This window comes from Maribacter aestuarii, assembly GCF_027474845.2.
Classification (GTDB): domain Bacteria; phylum Bacteroidota; class Bacteroidia; order Flavobacteriales; family Flavobacteriaceae; genus Maribacter; species Maribacter aestuarii.
Genome location: NZ_CP107031.2, coordinates 2351411 through 2366852 on the forward strand (window position 1 = coordinate 2351411; position 15442 = coordinate 2366852).

Annotated in this window: 15 protein-coding genes; 10 read left to right on the forward strand and 5 right to left on the reverse strand. The window is 39.6% G+C overall.

The features are described 5' to 3' along the window. Positions 1–15: 15 nt before the first annotated feature. The 3 genes from ftsH to N8A89_RS10615 all read right to left on the reverse strand — a co-directional run bounded on the left by ftsH (position 16) and on the right by N8A89_RS10615 (position 3474). Complete coding sequence (gene ftsH / locus N8A89_RS10605; protein ID WP_289644292.1) at positions 16–1857, reverse strand: ATP-dependent zinc metalloprotease FtsH; 1842 nt, start codon at positions 1855–1857, stop codon at positions 16–18. Positions 1858–1955: 98 nt separating this feature from the next. After that, positions 1956–2327 carry a carboxymuconolactone decarboxylase family protein gene (locus N8A89_RS10610; RefSeq protein ID WP_281542241.1) on the reverse strand — a complete coding sequence of 124 codons (372 nt, stop codon included), beginning with the start codon at positions 2325–2327 and terminating at the stop codon, positions 1956–1958. A 280-nt stretch (positions 2328–2607) separates the two neighbouring features. Then, positions 2608–3474, reverse strand: a complete 867-nt coding sequence (locus tag N8A89_RS10615; protein ID WP_281542242.1) for a lysophospholipid acyltransferase family protein — start codon at positions 3472–3474, stop codon at positions 2608–2610. A gap of 246 nt (positions 3475–3720) precedes the next feature. Between N8A89_RS10615 and N8A89_RS10620 the strand changes: the two genes are divergently transcribed. From N8A89_RS10620 to N8A89_RS10665, 10 genes are all read left to right on the forward strand, one after another. After that, the gene (locus N8A89_RS10620) at positions 3721–4143 is read left to right on the forward strand and encodes a hypothetical protein (protein ID WP_281543378.1); all 423 of its coding nucleotides are present in this window, start codon (positions 3721–3723) and stop codon (positions 4141–4143) included. Between the two features lie 27 nt (positions 4144–4170). Continuing rightward, the gene (locus N8A89_RS10625; RefSeq protein ID WP_281542243.1) at positions 4171–5676 is read left to right on the forward strand and encodes a Do family serine endopeptidase; all 1506 of its coding nucleotides are present in this window, start codon (positions 4171–4173) and stop codon (positions 5674–5676) included. Between the two features lie 190 nt (positions 5677–5866). Further along, complete coding sequence (locus tag N8A89_RS10630; protein WP_281542244.1) at positions 5867–6967, forward strand: fatty acid desaturase family protein; 1101 nt, start codon at positions 5867–5869, stop codon at positions 6965–6967. A gap of 75 nt (positions 6968–7042) precedes the next feature. Next, entirely contained in the window at positions 7043–7774 is a 732-nt protein-coding gene (locus N8A89_RS10635) for an LOG family protein (protein ID WP_281542245.1), read from the forward strand. 158 nt (positions 7775–7932) lie between these two features. Then, on the forward strand, positions 7933–8802 hold the full coding sequence (locus tag N8A89_RS10640) for a universal stress protein (protein ID WP_281542246.1): 870 nt from the start codon (positions 7933–7935) through the stop codon (positions 8800–8802). Positions 8803–8935: 133 nt separating this feature from the next. Next, a complete protein-coding gene (locus tag N8A89_RS10645) occupies positions 8936–9811 on the forward strand; it encodes a universal stress protein (protein WP_289644294.1) in 876 nt (291 codons plus the stop codon). Between the two features lie 342 nt (positions 9812–10153). Beyond that, positions 10154–10522, forward strand: coding sequence for a VOC family protein (locus tag N8A89_RS10650; protein ID WP_281542248.1), 369 nt, complete (start codon positions 10154–10156; stop codon positions 10520–10522). A gap of 87 nt (positions 10523–10609) precedes the next feature. Then, positions 10610–11176 (forward strand): lipid-binding SYLF domain-containing protein, encoded by a 567-nt coding sequence (locus tag N8A89_RS10655; protein ID WP_281542249.1) that lies wholly within the window; start codon positions 10610–10612, stop codon positions 11174–11176. Positions 11177–11418: 242 nt separating this feature from the next. Next, positions 11419–12114 (forward strand): hypothetical protein, encoded by a 696-nt coding sequence (locus tag N8A89_RS10660; protein WP_289644296.1) that lies wholly within the window; start codon positions 11419–11421, stop codon positions 12112–12114. A gap of 145 nt (positions 12115–12259) precedes the next feature. Beyond that, positions 12260–13264, forward strand: coding sequence for an AI-2E family transporter (locus N8A89_RS10665; RefSeq protein ID WP_281542251.1), 1005 nt, complete (start codon positions 12260–12262; stop codon positions 13262–13264). A gap of 35 nt (positions 13265–13299) precedes the next feature. Here N8A89_RS10665 and N8A89_RS10670 read toward each other — a convergent pair whose 3' ends face one another. Next, entirely contained in the window at positions 13300–13905 is a 606-nt protein-coding gene (locus N8A89_RS10670) for a hypothetical protein (RefSeq protein WP_289644297.1), read from the reverse strand. A 72-nt stretch (positions 13906–13977) separates the two neighbouring features. After that, positions 13978–14613 carry a hypothetical protein gene (locus N8A89_RS10675; protein ID WP_289644298.1) on the reverse strand — a complete coding sequence of 212 codons (636 nt, stop codon included), beginning with the start codon at positions 14611–14613 and terminating at the stop codon, positions 13978–13980. Positions 14614–15442: the final 829 nt, after the last annotated feature.

Here is a 15442-nt window from a genome sequence, read left to right on the forward strand (position 1 = left end):
TAACTGTTTACTTTTTTACTCCTTATTTTCTACCAATTCTTCGATTTCCCTTTTGCCCAGTATTTGTTCCAAATCTTCTATCTCAACGACCTCTTTTGCCAATAAAAGTTGGGCCAGTTTCACCAATTGCTCTTTGTGTTCGGTCAATAAATTCTTTGTGCGTTCATAGGCCGTGGTTACCAGTTCTTGTACTTCCTTATCAATCATTTCCGCCATTTTTTCACTATAGGGCTTGCCGAACATACGCTCGTTCTGACCTGTGGAATCATAATAGCTAATGGGCCCAATTTCTTTGTCCAATCCGTAGTAGGCTACCATGGTATAGGCCTGTTTTGTTACCTTTTCGAGGTCATCCAATGCTCCAGAGGATATTTCGTCAAAGATGATATCCTCGGCGGCACGACCACCCAACGAGGCGCAAATCTGATCTAAAAATTGGGTTTTAGTCACGATTTGTCGTTCTTCTGGCAAGTACCAAGCTGCGCCTAACGATTTTCCGCGGGGAATGATGGATACCTTCACCAGGGCATCAACATTTTTCAAGTACCAACTTGCTACAGCATGGCCAGCTTCGTGATGGGCGACGATTTCTTTTTCCTTTGGAGATATGATTTTGCTTTTTCGTTCCATTCCACCAATAATTCGATCTCGCGCTTCCATAAAATCTATCTGTTCCACTTCTTTCTTTTTCTTGCGTGCGGCTATAAGCGCAGCTTCGTTGCAGATATTTGCGATATCGGCTCCGGAAAATCCTGGACTTAATTTGGCCAGTAAATTCACATCTACGTTTTTCGAAAGTTTTAGGGGACGAAGGTGTACGCCAAAAATCTCCTTACGCTCTTCTTTGGTTGGAAGTTCCAGGTAAATATGGCGGTCGAACCTGCCGGGGCGCAAAAGTGCCTTGTCCAATACATCTGGGCGGTTGGTAGCGGCCAATACGATAACTCCCGTATTGGGGCCAAAACCATCAAGTTCGGTCAGTAATTGGTTCAGCGTACTTTCACGTTCGTCATTAGCCTGGAAAGCGTTGACCTTCCCGCGCGAACGGCCCACGGCATCGATTTCATCGATAAAGATGATGCTCGGTGCTTTTTCCTTAGCTTTCTTAAAGAGGTCGCGTACCCGAGAAGCACCTACACCGACAAACATTTCTACAAACTCAGATCCGGACATGGAGAAAAAAGGTACGCCCGCTTCACCCGCTACCGCCTTGGCCATGAGGGTCTTACCAGTTCCCGGTGGCCCTACCAGCATAACGCCCTTCGGAATTTTTGCTCCTAATTTGGTATAGGTTTCAGGGTTCTTAAGGAAATCTACCACTTCCATGACCTCTGTTTTTGCCTCTTTAAGCCCGGCTACATCTTTAAAGGTTGCGGAACTTTTAGTACCTTTTTCCGATATTTTTGGTGTGGACTTCCCGAAATTAAACAGTGGATTAGCTCCAGTGCCACCTCGGCCCATTCTCCGCAGCATATATATCCAAAAGAAGATTATTATTCCAAAAGGCAGGAGCCATGATAGTATGCTCAACCAACTGGTGCGTTTTGCATAACGGACGTCGATGAGATCTTCAGAGGAAAAATTCTCTTGCGCTCTTTGTAGTTTGTTCTCAAAGGTTTCCACTGAACCAATGGTCATAACGTAATCTGGAGTACCCGATAATTGGAACAAATTTTTAGGTTCTTCTACTTTTTCCGAACTTACCTTACCGTTTTTTTTGAGGTATATTTCGGCCAGTTCCTTATTGACTACAAGGATTTTTTCAACTTTACGATCAGCTATCAAGGAATCCTGTAAAAATGTCCAGCTGATTTCCCCTGTTCCTACGGCTGGGTTGGATATTACGGAAAACCACAATATAATTCCTAAAAGAAATAGATAGAACCAACTAAAACCATAGCCGCCAAAAGGCGGTTTGGGTCTTTTCTTTTCAGGTAAGTCCAGTTGCTTCTTTTTTATCCGAGGGTTGTTTCATTTTTTTCCAATATGGCAAATTGATCTAATGCTTCCATAGCCTCACAGCCATATACAACCGAGGGGCCACCACCCATCATCACGGCCACTCCAATGGTCTCTAAAATCTCTTCTGAACTTGATCCGGCCTTTAAGGAATCGTGTACATGGTAGGCGATGCAGCCGTCACAACGAACCGTAATGGCTATGCCCAATGCAATCAATTCTTTAGTTTTTTTTGAAAGTACGCCTGAGGTTGTACTTGCTTTATGCAACTTGGTAAAACCGCTTAAAGTATTTGGGATTCTTGTCCCCAATTTATTCATTGACCTTTTAAGCTCGTTGTAATTTTTTGAATAATCTCGCATCATCATTGTGGTGTTTTAATGATAAGACTTGTTTAACCAAAACTATTTTAAGTGCTTCGATTTCCAAATGATATAAATCATGCCTAACGGAACCATTTTGCGGTTATGTTTTCCCTAATTGATTTTGCTGGATGAAATTTCAGCGATTACCCTTCGTTGACCGATGTAATGGGGTAGGTATTGAGGCGATGATCGGTGCAGTATATTGAATTTAAATGCTAAAGAATAAGGGAGTAGGAGTATTATTCATGTCCCTTACTTTTTAGTGTTTGGCAACTGGACCCTATCAGGGACTCAATTTCCATCGTCTATGACTCCATAGCCAAAGTTCTGGTGAGTTTTTGATGGTGATCTCCAATTTTCTCGCGTACTTTTTTACAATACCAGAGCTATAATTTGATTGCGGATTATCGGCAATCAAATCGAACGTCAGCTGATAATATCCTCTTTTAATTTTTTTAAAATTTGGGAAAAGTACAATTTGGTCCGTCTTCCTGGCAATGATATCGGGACCTTTCAGAAAAGCGGTAGTGCGGTTTAAAAAAGGATGCCAATATTTTGCACTCTTTCTTGTCGGACTTTGATCACCGATCATACAGTTCATCAGGGGAATTTGCGCTTTTTTTAATTTGGAAATCGTCCTGTAACCATTCTTTTCCTCTATTAAGTTTACTCCGAAACGTTGCCTTATCAATCGTAAAAGTCCGTTGAAATAATTATTCTTAAGAGGTCTGTAAAAAGTGGTGGAGTAATATGGAAAAAACAGGGGCAGAAATATCAACCACTCCCAATTTCCCTGATGTGCGGCGTATAATAATATGTCCTTTCGGCTTTTCAAATAGTGTTGTACCAGCTCAGGATTTTCAATGCGAAGACGTTTCTTCACCTCCTTCCTACTAATGGTCAAACTTTTTATCGATTCGAAAATCAGGTCACAAAAATGGCGATAGAAATCACGGGCTATTTTTTGAATTTCACGGTAGTTTTTCTCGGGAAACGAACTTTTAAGGTTTCCGAACACCACTTTTTTACGATAACCCACAATATAATATATCAATATAAAGCTCAGGTCTGAAAGTAGATATAATACGGGCATGGGTAATATGGACATAGTATAGAACGGCAGGTATTTTATTATTAAAAGGTTTTTCATTTTATATTCTTAAAGAAAGATTTCGTCGGTTACTTTAATACTTGGGTCCATATAGGGTTTCCGTGAAATCAATGTAGTTCAAGGGCATTCTTTTTTATGGAAAATTCTAGCATTTGGTTTTCATTAATCAAGTAGTTCTGCCATGTTTTTTCAAATCTATATGATGCCAAAAAGCCACAAAATGACACAGGTCATTTCAAGGACGGTGGAGGTCGTTTTATTTTGTTTAACAAAATTTACTACGTGATGAATATTACTCTCAAAGATTTATATAAGTCAGCAATCCTATTTCTCATTGCACTCATCTTATTGCTATTGGCAAGCTGTGGACCAATGGTCATGACTGCGGGGGTCTATGAACCGCCCCCACCGTGGTTCTACCCTAATCGACTGGAAGTAGTGCGTTACGTGTATTTTCCCGATTACCGTTTTTATTATGACCTCTCTGCACGCACCTATGTTTATTTGGATGGAGGGGTTTGGGTACGTCGCAAGATTCTACCCCCACGCTACCGTAATTTGAATTTAAGGCGTTCAAGGTACGAACGGGTTAAAGGATATCGCAACGATGATATACGCGAGTACCATGAAAAAAATAATGCAAATAGGGGGAGAAGTAATAGGAATACCCCAAGAAGTAATCGTAACACTACAAGAAGAAGTGGTTAAAATGATACTGTAATAAAAACGAAAGCCATGAAAAAAATCAAAATGAGTTTGGGCGTTCTTCTGCCGACCTTGGTGTTGGTTTCGATGCTTTCCTGTAAGGAAGTAAGCGATCTTGAAGTAGACAATGAAAACGAGCAGATTCAGTTTTATACGGAGAACAGAAGTTCTGATGAATCGGCAGAAAAGAACAGTAGAGATTTTAAAGTTGGCGCGGTTGATTTTACGGGTACCGCCAAAAAGGTCTTGGATGCCGTGGTACATATTCGGTCAACGCAGTCCGATCCCGGTAGAAATCAGGCCGTGCAACCACAACAACTGCCAGATTTATTCAGGGAATTTTTTGGCGACCGTTTTCAAATGCCAGAAAATATGCCGCAGCAACCTATGTACGGTTCGGGTTCAGGCGTAATTATCGACGAGAAAGGCCATATCGTAACCAACAACCATGTAATTAATAATGCATCGGAACTGGAGGTCACCCTGCATAATAACGAAACCTATAAGGCAATAGTGATAGGTGCGGACCCTGCAACGGACCTTGCTTTGCTAAAAGTAAAGGGCGAAAACCTAAAGGCCTTGTCGTTCGTCGATTCCGATGACGTGGAAATCGGGGAATGGGTATTGGCCGTAGGTAATCCTTATAGCCTTTATTCTACGGTCACTGCAGGTATCGTCAGCGCAAAAGCACGTAATATCAACATCAATCCAGAGCGATTGGCTATCGAGAGTTTTATCCAGACCGATGCGGCCATCAACCCCGGTAATAGCGGCGGAGCTTTGGTGGACCTTGATGGTAAAATTGTGGGAATCAACTCGGCCATTGCCACCCGAACAGGTAGCTATACGGGCTATGGTTTTGCTATTCCCAGTAATATTGTTACCAAGGTGGTAAGCGACCTTTTAAAATATGGTAGTGTGCAACGCGGAATGCTCGGTGTTACAATAACCACCATGAACGGTAATTTGGCCAAGGAAAAGAAAATTGATTTCATGGAGGGTGTTTGGGTCGAAACTGTGGGTGAAGAAAGTGCCGCTGAAAAGGCGGGTATAGCGGCAGGAGATATAATTGTCAAAGTGGATGGTATAAAAGTAACGACCTCGCCAAGGTTACAGGAAATCATAGCACAACATAGACCGGGCGACAAAGTTTCCGTTGTTGTTAACAGAAAAGGTAAGGAAAAAGAATTTCAAGTAACCCTTGAAAATGTGAAAGGAACTACGGACATCTCTAAAAAAGAGAATGTAGAAATGCTAAATTATTTAGGGGCCGATTTTGAAACGTTGGACAAGGAAACAGCCAAAAAATTGAATTTAGACGGTGGGGTGCGCGTAGTAAATCTGTATCCCGGATTATTACGGCAAAAAACCCAGATACGCGCCGGTTATATCATTACCCATGTAGATGGAAAAAAAGTGACCGATATAAAGGAGCTGGTTTCCGCTCTTGAAAAGAAAAAAGGAGGTGTAATGTTCGAAGGGATTTATGAAGATACGCCCGGAAAACAGTATTATGCTTTTGGACTTGATTCTTGATATGCATTAGAAAACACTGATACTGTTTTTTCAATCCGTTTTACGGAAAGCGATTAATGCAAAAGAAACATAAAAATGAATGACCTGGGTCTTGGCTTTATTGTGGTCAAAGAAAAAATTGAAGTGGCTCATAACCAATTCGTATAGCTAATAAATAAAGTTTTTTCATTTTTTAAACTAAAATATTATTATGGATGTAGTTCAATTCCGTAGTGAAAATCCAACAGAAAAAGCGTTCTCAAGAGAAGTACGGAAACGAGTCCGTACGTATTTTAAAGACAATCAAATTTCAATACATGGCAATTTAAACATGTACCTTAAAACCGTGGTCATGCTAAGCCTGTATTTGGGACCATTTATTCTGATACTTAGCCTGGAATTATCGCTTTGGGCCGCTTTGGGCATGGTGGTGCTAATGGGAATCGGCGAAGCCGGTATAGGTATGTGCATCATGCATGACGGCGCACATGGAGCGTACTCCTCTAAGCAGTGGGTAAATAAACTGGCCGCTTCCACCATGTTCTTGTTGGGCAGTAATACTTTCAACTGGAAGATCCAACACAATATTCAGCACCACACCTTTACCAATATGTTCGATTTTGATCCTGACATTTCCACAAAGGCCGTAGTACGTTTAAGTGAACATTCCCAGTTAAAAAGCTACCATCGTTTTCAACACTTGTATAGCTTTTTCCTATATGGTTTTGCCACAATATTACGCTTGTTCGGGGACTTTGGTGTGTTGTTGAAACATAATCGTGAAGGCATTACTCAAGCACAGAAATCCAGTCCAACCTTAGAGTTCACAAAACTTTTGGCAACAAAGCTCATTTACTTCGGCATTATTTTTGGCTTGCCGTTGCTCTTTACCAATATTAATTTTTGGCAAGTGCTGGTAGGATTTGTAATCATGCAAATGACCGCGGGTGTTATAATGACTACGGTTTTTCAGATGGCCCATGTAGTGGAGGGCACCTCTCAACCTTTGCCCGATAAGGATAATATTGTCCATTCCGAATGGTTGGTTCATCAATTGCACACGACATCCGACTTTGGCAGAAACAATGGTCCGTTGAGTTGGTATATCGGGGGGTTGGATTATCAAGTTGAACATCATATGTTCAGTAATATTTGCCATGTTCACTATCCCGCTATTGCAGCCATAGTAGAGTCAACCGCTAAGGAATTCGGTTTGAACTACAATAGCAAGCCTACCATATTCGATGCGCTAGCATCCCATTACAGAAGACTCAAAGAACTAGGCCATATGACAACGGAGCATGCTTTTTGAAATCATAGATTCGTGCCACTTAGAAATTCTTGACTTTGTGTCTTTTTTCTCTTTCGTCGATTAATACTTATTTAAATGAATACGAACCAACTAAGCCCTGCAGAATCCAAATTTCTAAGCGGACCACGTTCGCGTTTGAACGAACTATTTTTTACGTTCAGGGTCATGTTCAGTTTTATAAAGGCGTTTAGAAAGATGCACTTTTTAGGACCTTGCGTTACGGTTTTTGGTTCGGCACGATTTGAACCTGGCAATTCCTATTACAAACAAGCCGAAAAAGTGGGTGCAGCCTTGGCTCAAATGGGTTTCACTGTCATGACAGGTGGTGGACCAGGTATTATGGAAGCTGCTAACAAGGGTGCATATGAGACCGGAGGGTATTCCGTTGGCTGTAATATTATTCTACCGTTTGAACAAAAACCAAATCCGTATTTGCATAAATGGATTAACATCCGCTACTTTTTTGTGCGCAAATTCCTATTGGTCAAATACTCCTACGCCTTTGTGGTTATGCCAGGCGGGATGGGTACTTTGGATGAACTCTTTGAATCCATCACCTTAATACAGACCAAGATGATTCAAGACTTTCCCGTAGTCATATTCGGTTCAGAGTACCATAAAGAACTCTACCAACATATTCAAATCATGGCAGAGAAGGAAAGCATTGACAAGGAAGATATGAAGCTGTTGTTCATTACCGATTCTGTAGATGAAATGAAAAATCATATACAGGCGCACTCCATCAAAAAGTTCAAACTCGTCAGAAAGCAGCAAAAGGCAAGTCGATGGTTTGGCGAGAGGAGCTAGATTCGACCAATAACGTTTTTGATGTATGGATATTGACACTTCACATGCGGCCGATTTGCAATCAATAACGTTATAGATGATAAAGTACTAGATATGATAAAAATCATTTACCGGGCCGTTTTTAGAATTTACATTTGAGTTAACTAAGACTAAATACCATGAAAACGATTCTATGCGCCACTGATTATTCCGAGAATTCTGTGGCCGCCTTAAAATATGCCCAAAAACTGAGTGAACTGGTTAGCGCTCATTTGGTGGTTACACATGTTTTTGGGTTTCCCATAATTATTGATGGTGGCTTTGCCGAACAAATGCCGGATATAAGAAAGGAAAACCTCAAAACGCACCGTGAAAAATTAGAGGATTTCTGCAAACAGCATTTGGGCGAGCAATGGAAAAGCATGAACATAAAAATCGCACCTGTCGAGGATTTGGCTATTCTGGACGGTATTTTGGGCGTTGCTGCAGATTGGCAGGCCGATCTGATTGTTGCTGGTGCTCAGGGCGAGAGTGCTTTACAAGATGTGTTATTGGGCACAACGACGAAGCGACTGATTAAAAAAGCAGCATGCCCCGTACTCGCCATTCCTTCGGAAGCAGTCTTCATCGCTCCTAAAATAATTGTTTATGCTACCGATTTTGAGCAGGAAGACGTTTACGCCATTCAAAAAACGGTCGAACTGGCAGAGCGTTTTAAATCTAAAATAAAAATAGTCCACATCTCTACCAAAAACGAATATGCGGGAGAGACACAAATGGAGTGGTTCCAAAATTCATTATCGGAGAAAGTTACCTACGAACATCTTGAATTTAAACTGTTTTTCTCGGAAGATATTTTTAAATCCCTTAGGGATTATCTAGAAGAAGCCCATGCCGATTTAGTCGTTATGCTCGAAAGAGAAAAACATGGTTTTCTTAAAAAAATATTCCATCGTGATTTAGTGAAAAAAATGCACTCTTATGGTGAAATACCGTTATTGAGTTTTAACGAAGTGAATCTGGACGTTTTAGACTTATCGTTGCGTTGAACCCGTTTAAATCTTAGTTACTCGAACAACGTAGAGTTAACAAATCCATTTCGTGAGTAATTGTTCAATGGCCAATTACATTCGTTTATTGAGCAAAATCGAAGTATGACCCCTAAGAAATAAAATTGAACGTATGAAAACCATCCTGTATGCTACGGATTACTCGGATAATTCGGTTGCCGCTTTAAAGTATTCCAAATTTCTGGCCGAAAGATTAAATTATAGGTTGGTGGTCTGCCATGTATTCAAATACCCAACTATTTTAGGATCTACAGTACTTTCCGAACCTTTTCCCAAATTGGAAAAGAATGCGTTCAAAACACATCGTACAAAATTGGAGGATTTTTGTAAGGAACATCTGGAGCCAGGCTGGAAAGGGCCTAATGTACAGCTTCAACCTGTTGAAAATAAATCTGTGATGAACGGTATTCTTTCAACTGCAGAAGAATGGCACGCTCAAATGGTTGTGGCGGGTATGAAAGGCGAAAACGTTTTAAAGGAAATTATTATAGGTAGTACTACCAAGAATCTCATTGAAAAAGCGCCCTGTCCTATCTTGGCAATTCCTGAGGATGCCGGACAAGTGCCGTTAAAAACAATTGTATACGCCACGGCATTTGAGGAGGAAGATGTATACGCCATTCGTAAACTAACAGAACTTGCCCAGGTTTTTAAGGCAGAAATACAGGTGGTACACATTGTAACCGAAGATGAATATGAAGGAGAAACACAAATGGAATGGTTCAAGGACATGCTTCAAGAAAAGGTTAATTACGAAGAAATAGAATTCAAGTATATGTTTTCCGATAATATCTTGCATTCGCTTCGACTTTATCTCGACGACGTCGAAGCAGACATGGTCGTTATGCTAGAAAGAGAACACAAGGGAATCTTTAAGAAATGGTTTCATGGTGATCTAGTAAAAAAAATGGAATCGTACAGTAAGGTACCCCTGCTGAGTTTTAGGGAGGGCAATCATCAACTCTTTTATTTCAGTGCCGTCCTTTGAAATTTTCTATTTGAGAAAGTTAGACTACACCCGGTATCAAATCTTGTGCCTTGTTTGAAATGCAAAAGAATTCTCCGTAAGGCAAATTATACCTTAGCGCGTACAGTGTACTATCAATACTTATCCTGGCATCAGTTTTTCTACAGGATTTAAAGACGTAACGGTTCAAAGTACACGTTCAATAAGGGTTGGAAATTTTATACATATGACCCTCCGAAACCCTATTCATTAATTTCCGGTCGGAAATGGCAAAAGTGACCTTGGTCATTTCCCGAAAGGTTAGAAAGAACCAAATTTATCCCTCAAAATCGAATTGATTAATCACTTATTAAAAAAATAAAGATGGCATCTATCATACATTTTGATATTTCTGCGGACGATGTGCTCAGGGCTAAAAACTTTTATGAAAAATTATTTGGTTGGAAAATTGAAAAATATCCTACTGGCCCTCAAGAATATTATCTTATTGAAACTTTGGCAAAGACTGGAAAGCAAGGAATTGGTGGCGGTATAGCAAAAAGGGAAAAGGCAGATCAGCAAATTACTAATTTTATAGAGGTGGATTCCATTGATGAAGCCATAGCTAAGGTGAAAGAACTTGGTGGAGAAATCCATGAGCCTAAATCCGCTATACCGAATATTGGCTACATCGCTGCCTGTAAGGATACCGAGGGGAACGTTTTTGGGCTTATGGAGGTTGTAAAGGAGTAGTGATGTTTGCTGCCGTTGCTATGCAGTTCGCAAGAACGGGTTCTGAGTTAAGAAGTAAATAGGACAAAATTGAATAAAAGAAGGATCATGAAAATGAAAATAGAACTTAGGAATTGTCTATGGCTTTTAAGTATGACCGTATTCTTAGTCTGCTTTTGTAACTCTGTACAGGCACAGATAGGCGGATGGAATCCCGAGCTTGAAACTAAGGCGCGAGAAGCCATAAAAATGTTCAAGGAAAAAGACCCTGAATTGGAGAATTTTTTTGAAGAGGCTTACGGATATGCAGTTTTTCCGGAAGTCGGAAAAGGTGCAGTGGGCATTGGAGGTGCCCACGGATCGGGAATCGTGTTCCAAGCGGACGCTGCCATAGGACGGGTCACCTTGACCCAAGTCACCGTGGGCTTCCAGCTTGGCGGGCAGGTCTATAGTGAGCTTATATTCTTTGAAGATGAAAAGGCTATGAAAAGGTTTAAACGAGGGAAACTTAAATTTGCCGGGCAAGTCTCCGCTGTAGCGGTAACGCTGGGTGCTTCTGCCAATGTCGCTTACCAAAATGGGGTAGCCGTATTTACCATGACCAAGGGTGGTTTAATGTACGAAGCTTCTGTAGGTGGACAAAAATTTAAATATCGTGCAATGGAGGATAATTAGTAAGAAGAGTAAAAGACTGTAGCTGGTATTTACTTTAAAAATTACTAATAAGCAACAGGGATATCTGAACTGTTATTCTGAAATACCATAGATCACCATCTATTAAATAATTGGGTTCGGACTGATAGATGTCATTTTTATCCCAACGATTTACCCCTAGTTTTATACCAAGTTGTCTCAATTGGAAACTCAAATGAGTTAATTACCAAAGTAGACTGCAACTAATCTACAGAACCACGTTTATGATGTCTAATAAAGAATTACAAAAGGATAAGAAGGAAATTCAGTTTGAACAGTTTTACAAAAAAATCGCCAACATTATTCCTGACTTAAAAAGGTTTATGACGGGGAGTCTAAAAGCTGCAGAATATCAAGGGCTGCTGGACAAGGGATTCTACGATACAGATGAAATGTTGGATGAAGTCTATTTGGAAGCCTTCCAGGATTTTGCTTCTGAAACCGATGCGATAAAACTTCGCCGATCACTGTTTAGAAAGGCAATTAAAAAATTAGAGGGGAAAGAAGCGGAGGAAGTACCCGATGAAGTAAACACCCATTCCCTTTTAAAAGCGGAACTTAAAACATTGAACGAAGATTTCACGACCGAAGCGGACGGAGATCGAATACTTTTTGAGGATTTGGACGATATTTCCTATAAACAAAAAAAGGCTTGGTCAAAAGAGATTCATTTAGATGATTTTTTAGAAAAGCAATTAGTACGAAAGCTTGGGCTTAATGAAAGTGCACTACTATCAGAAGAAAAAAGAAGGACTCTTGGGATATTGTACACTACCATCCCCGAAAGAAGTAAAACAGTAATTGAACTGCATATTTTTGGAAATCAGGACAAGCATGAAATCGCTGAAATTATCGAGGTTCCCGAAGAGGTAGTTGAAAAAGTTATGTTCAAGGTCAAGGAAAGGTTCAAGCTACTTTAATCGAAACACCACCAAAACCAATGAGGAAATATACCATAAATCTGGCCAATACTTTTTATCTGGTATTTACCACTACAGCGGTTATCTGGATTTTTATAGAGGCTAAGGTAATTCTGGTCCCGATAGTCTTCAGTTTTTTTTTGCCTTGATGCTAAAACCCATAGTTACTTTTTTTGAAAAGAAATTTCGCTTTAGGGTTTTGGCCATATTTATCTCGTATGTACTAGCGGTTATACCGTTATTCATTATTCTTTTCTTCTTCTTCAACCAAACTAGAATACTTTTTAATAATCTTCCATCCGTTCGAGAACGGTTAAAAAATATCGTTGTCTTGGTTTCCGATTGGTCAGATCGCAAATTCAATTTAGAAAGTGATGCTACTGCTAGTTGGTTATCTGAGAACATTCTGGAGGTCTCCGATTTTTCCATAAGTGTTTTAAGAGGAAGCCTGCAATCCACTACCAACGTCTTGGCCAATTTAATATTGATTGTGGTGATTACCTATTTTATGTTGTTGTACCGATCCGCTTTTAAGAATTTTTTACTCGTACAGGTAAATGCCAAAAGCAGGGAAACCGTTACGCGATTATTGGACAAGGTAGAAAACCTTACCAAACGTTATATGTTGGGGCAAGGATTGGTTGTAGTCATTCTTGGCCTTCTAATTGGATCTGGATTGTGGTTAATTGGAGTTCCCTATCCGTTCTTTTGGGGTTTTTTGGCAGGTTTTCTTGAAATTATCCCATATGTGGGAACCAGCGTTGGAGGTATATTGCCTTTCTTTTATATGTTAATGGTTTCAGATACTGTTTGGCAACCTCTGGCGGTCTTGGTTCTATATATTACTGTACAACAAATTGAGGGTAATTTTATTTCGCCGAATATAATGGGTCGCAGTATCAAAATAAACCCCATGTTCATTATTCTGGGGCTTTTTGTTGGAGGGGTCATGTGGGGTATTGCTGGCATGATCTTGGCCTTACCGATATTAGCACTTTCAAAAGAAGTTTTTAGGAATTTTCATATCCTAGAACCTTTAAGCTATCTTATGGAAGACGGTCTTACGCGAAAAAGTGATGTTTTCACAAAACGTTTTGATAACGAAAAGTACCGCCTTTTTAATCTTTTCTTTTCAGAAAAAGTAGAATAGTTCAATTAGTTTATTTGAGAATTTCATAGAACCTTTTAAAAGGCTAGCGTTGCTTTTCGATACAGCGTAACGTCCAAAAAAATAAACCAACTTATAAACATTAGGAATGTAATTTTTTGAATTACGGGAAGCGTTTCAAGGAATAAACCAGTTTCATAAATATAAAAATTGATTAGAAACACCAAAAGACAGAGAATGCCAAAAACGAAGAGATTTTTATGGCCGGTCTTAAATAGCTCGATGAAACAGGTTACAAAAGCGATAACCCCAAAAAATCCTGCAATCCTTACAATTTTATCGTGATTGCCAATGGCTAGAAAAACCAATGTTAGTAACGATATAAAGCCTGAGGTTTTCATTACTTTTTGATTAAAGTTATACTCCCTGAACAGCATAGGTAAATTTCTCCATAACCAAAAAAGAGCTATACATAACAGAGCTAAAGCTAATATGGCGTAGGGTCTGGCCGAATTGACCTCTCCATTAATAGCATAATTATCCATTAAATCACAGAGATAATTATGCCTAAAACTAAAGCCTTCTCTCTTTGGAAAAGCCCATGAACCTCCTGGATAATTCAAGGCCGCCAAAAGATATAATACTAGGAACAATCCCATGCCTACCAATGGGAAAAGAAACATATATGGTTTTGAGTTATTAAGCATAAAAACTGTTAGTGATTAGCCAATCCTGTAATTATTTCTTTTGGTCCATTACAATCTTTTAACAAGAGCCTCACGCTCCAGTTGTTCGATGATGCGGATTACATAATCATTAACGGACAAGGTAATATTAACAGGATCAATAATATCAAAAGTACCGACCCAGACCAAGGATTTATCCTTATCATCCTTGATATTATAAATTGAAGTCTCAATATGAAAAACTTTGTAATCTTCGTAATAGTCTGGCGTGTAATAGATATCCTGAAACCTATAAAAATATGGTCCGAAACGATACCACCAGTTGTACCCAAAGGTGTAATATCCGCCCCTATGCATTGTTTTGTCATCTACCCCTATAATTGCCGTAATTGCAACAGCATCAAAACCTTTTTGCAAAAGCTCTTCCTTTAGAGTCTCTATTTCTTCTTCGCTCCTTTTTACAGCTGTGAAGGATTGATCTATGGCCACACTGCTTTCGTAAGCATTGATTCCTCTGGACATAAACTCTTCTTTTAGTTTTTCCTCAAAAATTTTGCGTGCTGTAAGGTTATCCGTCATACCAATAATCAAAAGCTTTTGAGGACTGAAGATTTCAACTTCTTCGTTTCTCCAGCTGTCCACAAATCGTGTTGAGGAACATGCCGTAGTCATAAGTATAGTGAGGATACAAGCGATTTTCTTCATGATATTTATATTTTATGGAGCAAAAATATGAACCTGAGGTTGTGATAACAATGACCTCTATCAGCCGTAGAGCTTGCGCCTTAAAGAATATCTTGACTTCCTAAAAAGGCCCGTTTCAAGGCTGTACAAGTATCGTAAATTTGACAAGTTTATAAACAGAAACAGGAGACCTCTGGTCTCCTGTTTCCTTTGAAGCGTTCGTTCTACTATAAACCTTCAATCAATCCTTAAGTCATCTTATCTCTAAAATGATATAGGGGCGATATGGGTAAAAAATAATCCGAACCCTTTCCGGCCTTTATCGCCTTGCAACAATATTGACCTTTCCGTAATAGTATAAAAAGGACCGAGAAACCGAAATATCCCAGTCCTTTTAATTGGTATCACATTACTTAAATTTTTGAATGCAGATCAAGCTGGAACGCACTAGCCGCGTATACACTTGGAATTCTGAACTTAAGTATTAATGCAATACCCATTTATAGCTGCTAAGGCATTACTGCTTAGGAGCTTTTTCATGACTTCCAAAGAGAAAAAACAGGAAGCCGAAGCCTCCTGTTTTCCATAAAGAAATGAAATTCATCTGTACCGTCTATCAATCTTTTAAATCACTTTATTGCTAAAATGACCTAACTGATCAATTTGGGCACCAACTGCATCCTTTTCTTTACTTTAACCTATATCTTCTTGCAAAAATATAAGTCAATACCTTCCTGTTGTATAAGATACCGGATCACCGAAGTGATCCGGTATCTAAGAAGAGAATATTTCAACCCAATTTCCGCTTACACTGACATCTAGTAGAATTTATTACTAAATCCGTTCAGAA

Coding starts and splice junctions, on each gene's coding strand:
- N8A89_RS10610 (WP_281542241.1), bottom strand. CDS start 2,327: ATGATGATGCGAGATTATTCAAAAAATTACAACGAGCTTAAAAGGTCA.
- N8A89_RS10620 (WP_281543378.1), top strand. CDS start 3,721: ATGAATATTACTCTCAAAGATTTATATAAGTCAGCAATCCTATTTCTC.
- N8A89_RS10655 (WP_281542249.1), top strand. CDS start 10,610: ATGAAAATGAAAATAGAACTTAGGAATTGTCTATGGCTTTTAAGTATG.
- N8A89_RS10645 (WP_289644294.1), top strand. CDS start 8,936: ATGAAAACCATCCTGTATGCTACGGATTACTCGGATAATTCGGTTGCC.
- N8A89_RS10650 (WP_281542248.1), top strand. CDS start 10,154: ATGGCATCTATCATACATTTTGATATTTCTGCGGACGATGTGCTCAGG.
- N8A89_RS10615 (WP_281542242.1), bottom strand. CDS start 3,474: ATGAAAAACCTTTTAATAATAAAATACCTGCCGTTCTATACTATGTCC.
- N8A89_RS10670 (WP_289644297.1), bottom strand. CDS start 13,905: ATGTTTCTTTTCCCATTGGTAGGCATGGGATTGTTCCTAGTATTATAT.
- N8A89_RS10625 (WP_281542243.1), top strand. CDS start 4,171: ATGAAAAAAATCAAAATGAGTTTGGGCGTTCTTCTGCCGACCTTGGTG.
- N8A89_RS10635 (WP_281542245.1), top strand. CDS start 7,043: ATGAATACGAACCAACTAAGCCCTGCAGAATCCAAATTTCTAAGCGGA.
- N8A89_RS10630 (WP_281542244.1), top strand. CDS start 5,867: ATGGATGTAGTTCAATTCCGTAGTGAAAATCCAACAGAAAAAGCGTTC.
- N8A89_RS10675 (WP_289644298.1), bottom strand. CDS start 14,613: ATGAAGAAAATCGCTTGTATCCTCACTATACTTATGACTACGGCATGT.
- N8A89_RS10660 (WP_289644296.1), top strand. CDS start 11,419: ATGATGTCTAATAAAGAATTACAAAAGGATAAGAAGGAAATTCAGTTT.
- N8A89_RS10640 (WP_281542246.1), top strand. CDS start 7,933: ATGAAAACGATTCTATGCGCCACTGATTATTCCGAGAATTCTGTGGCC.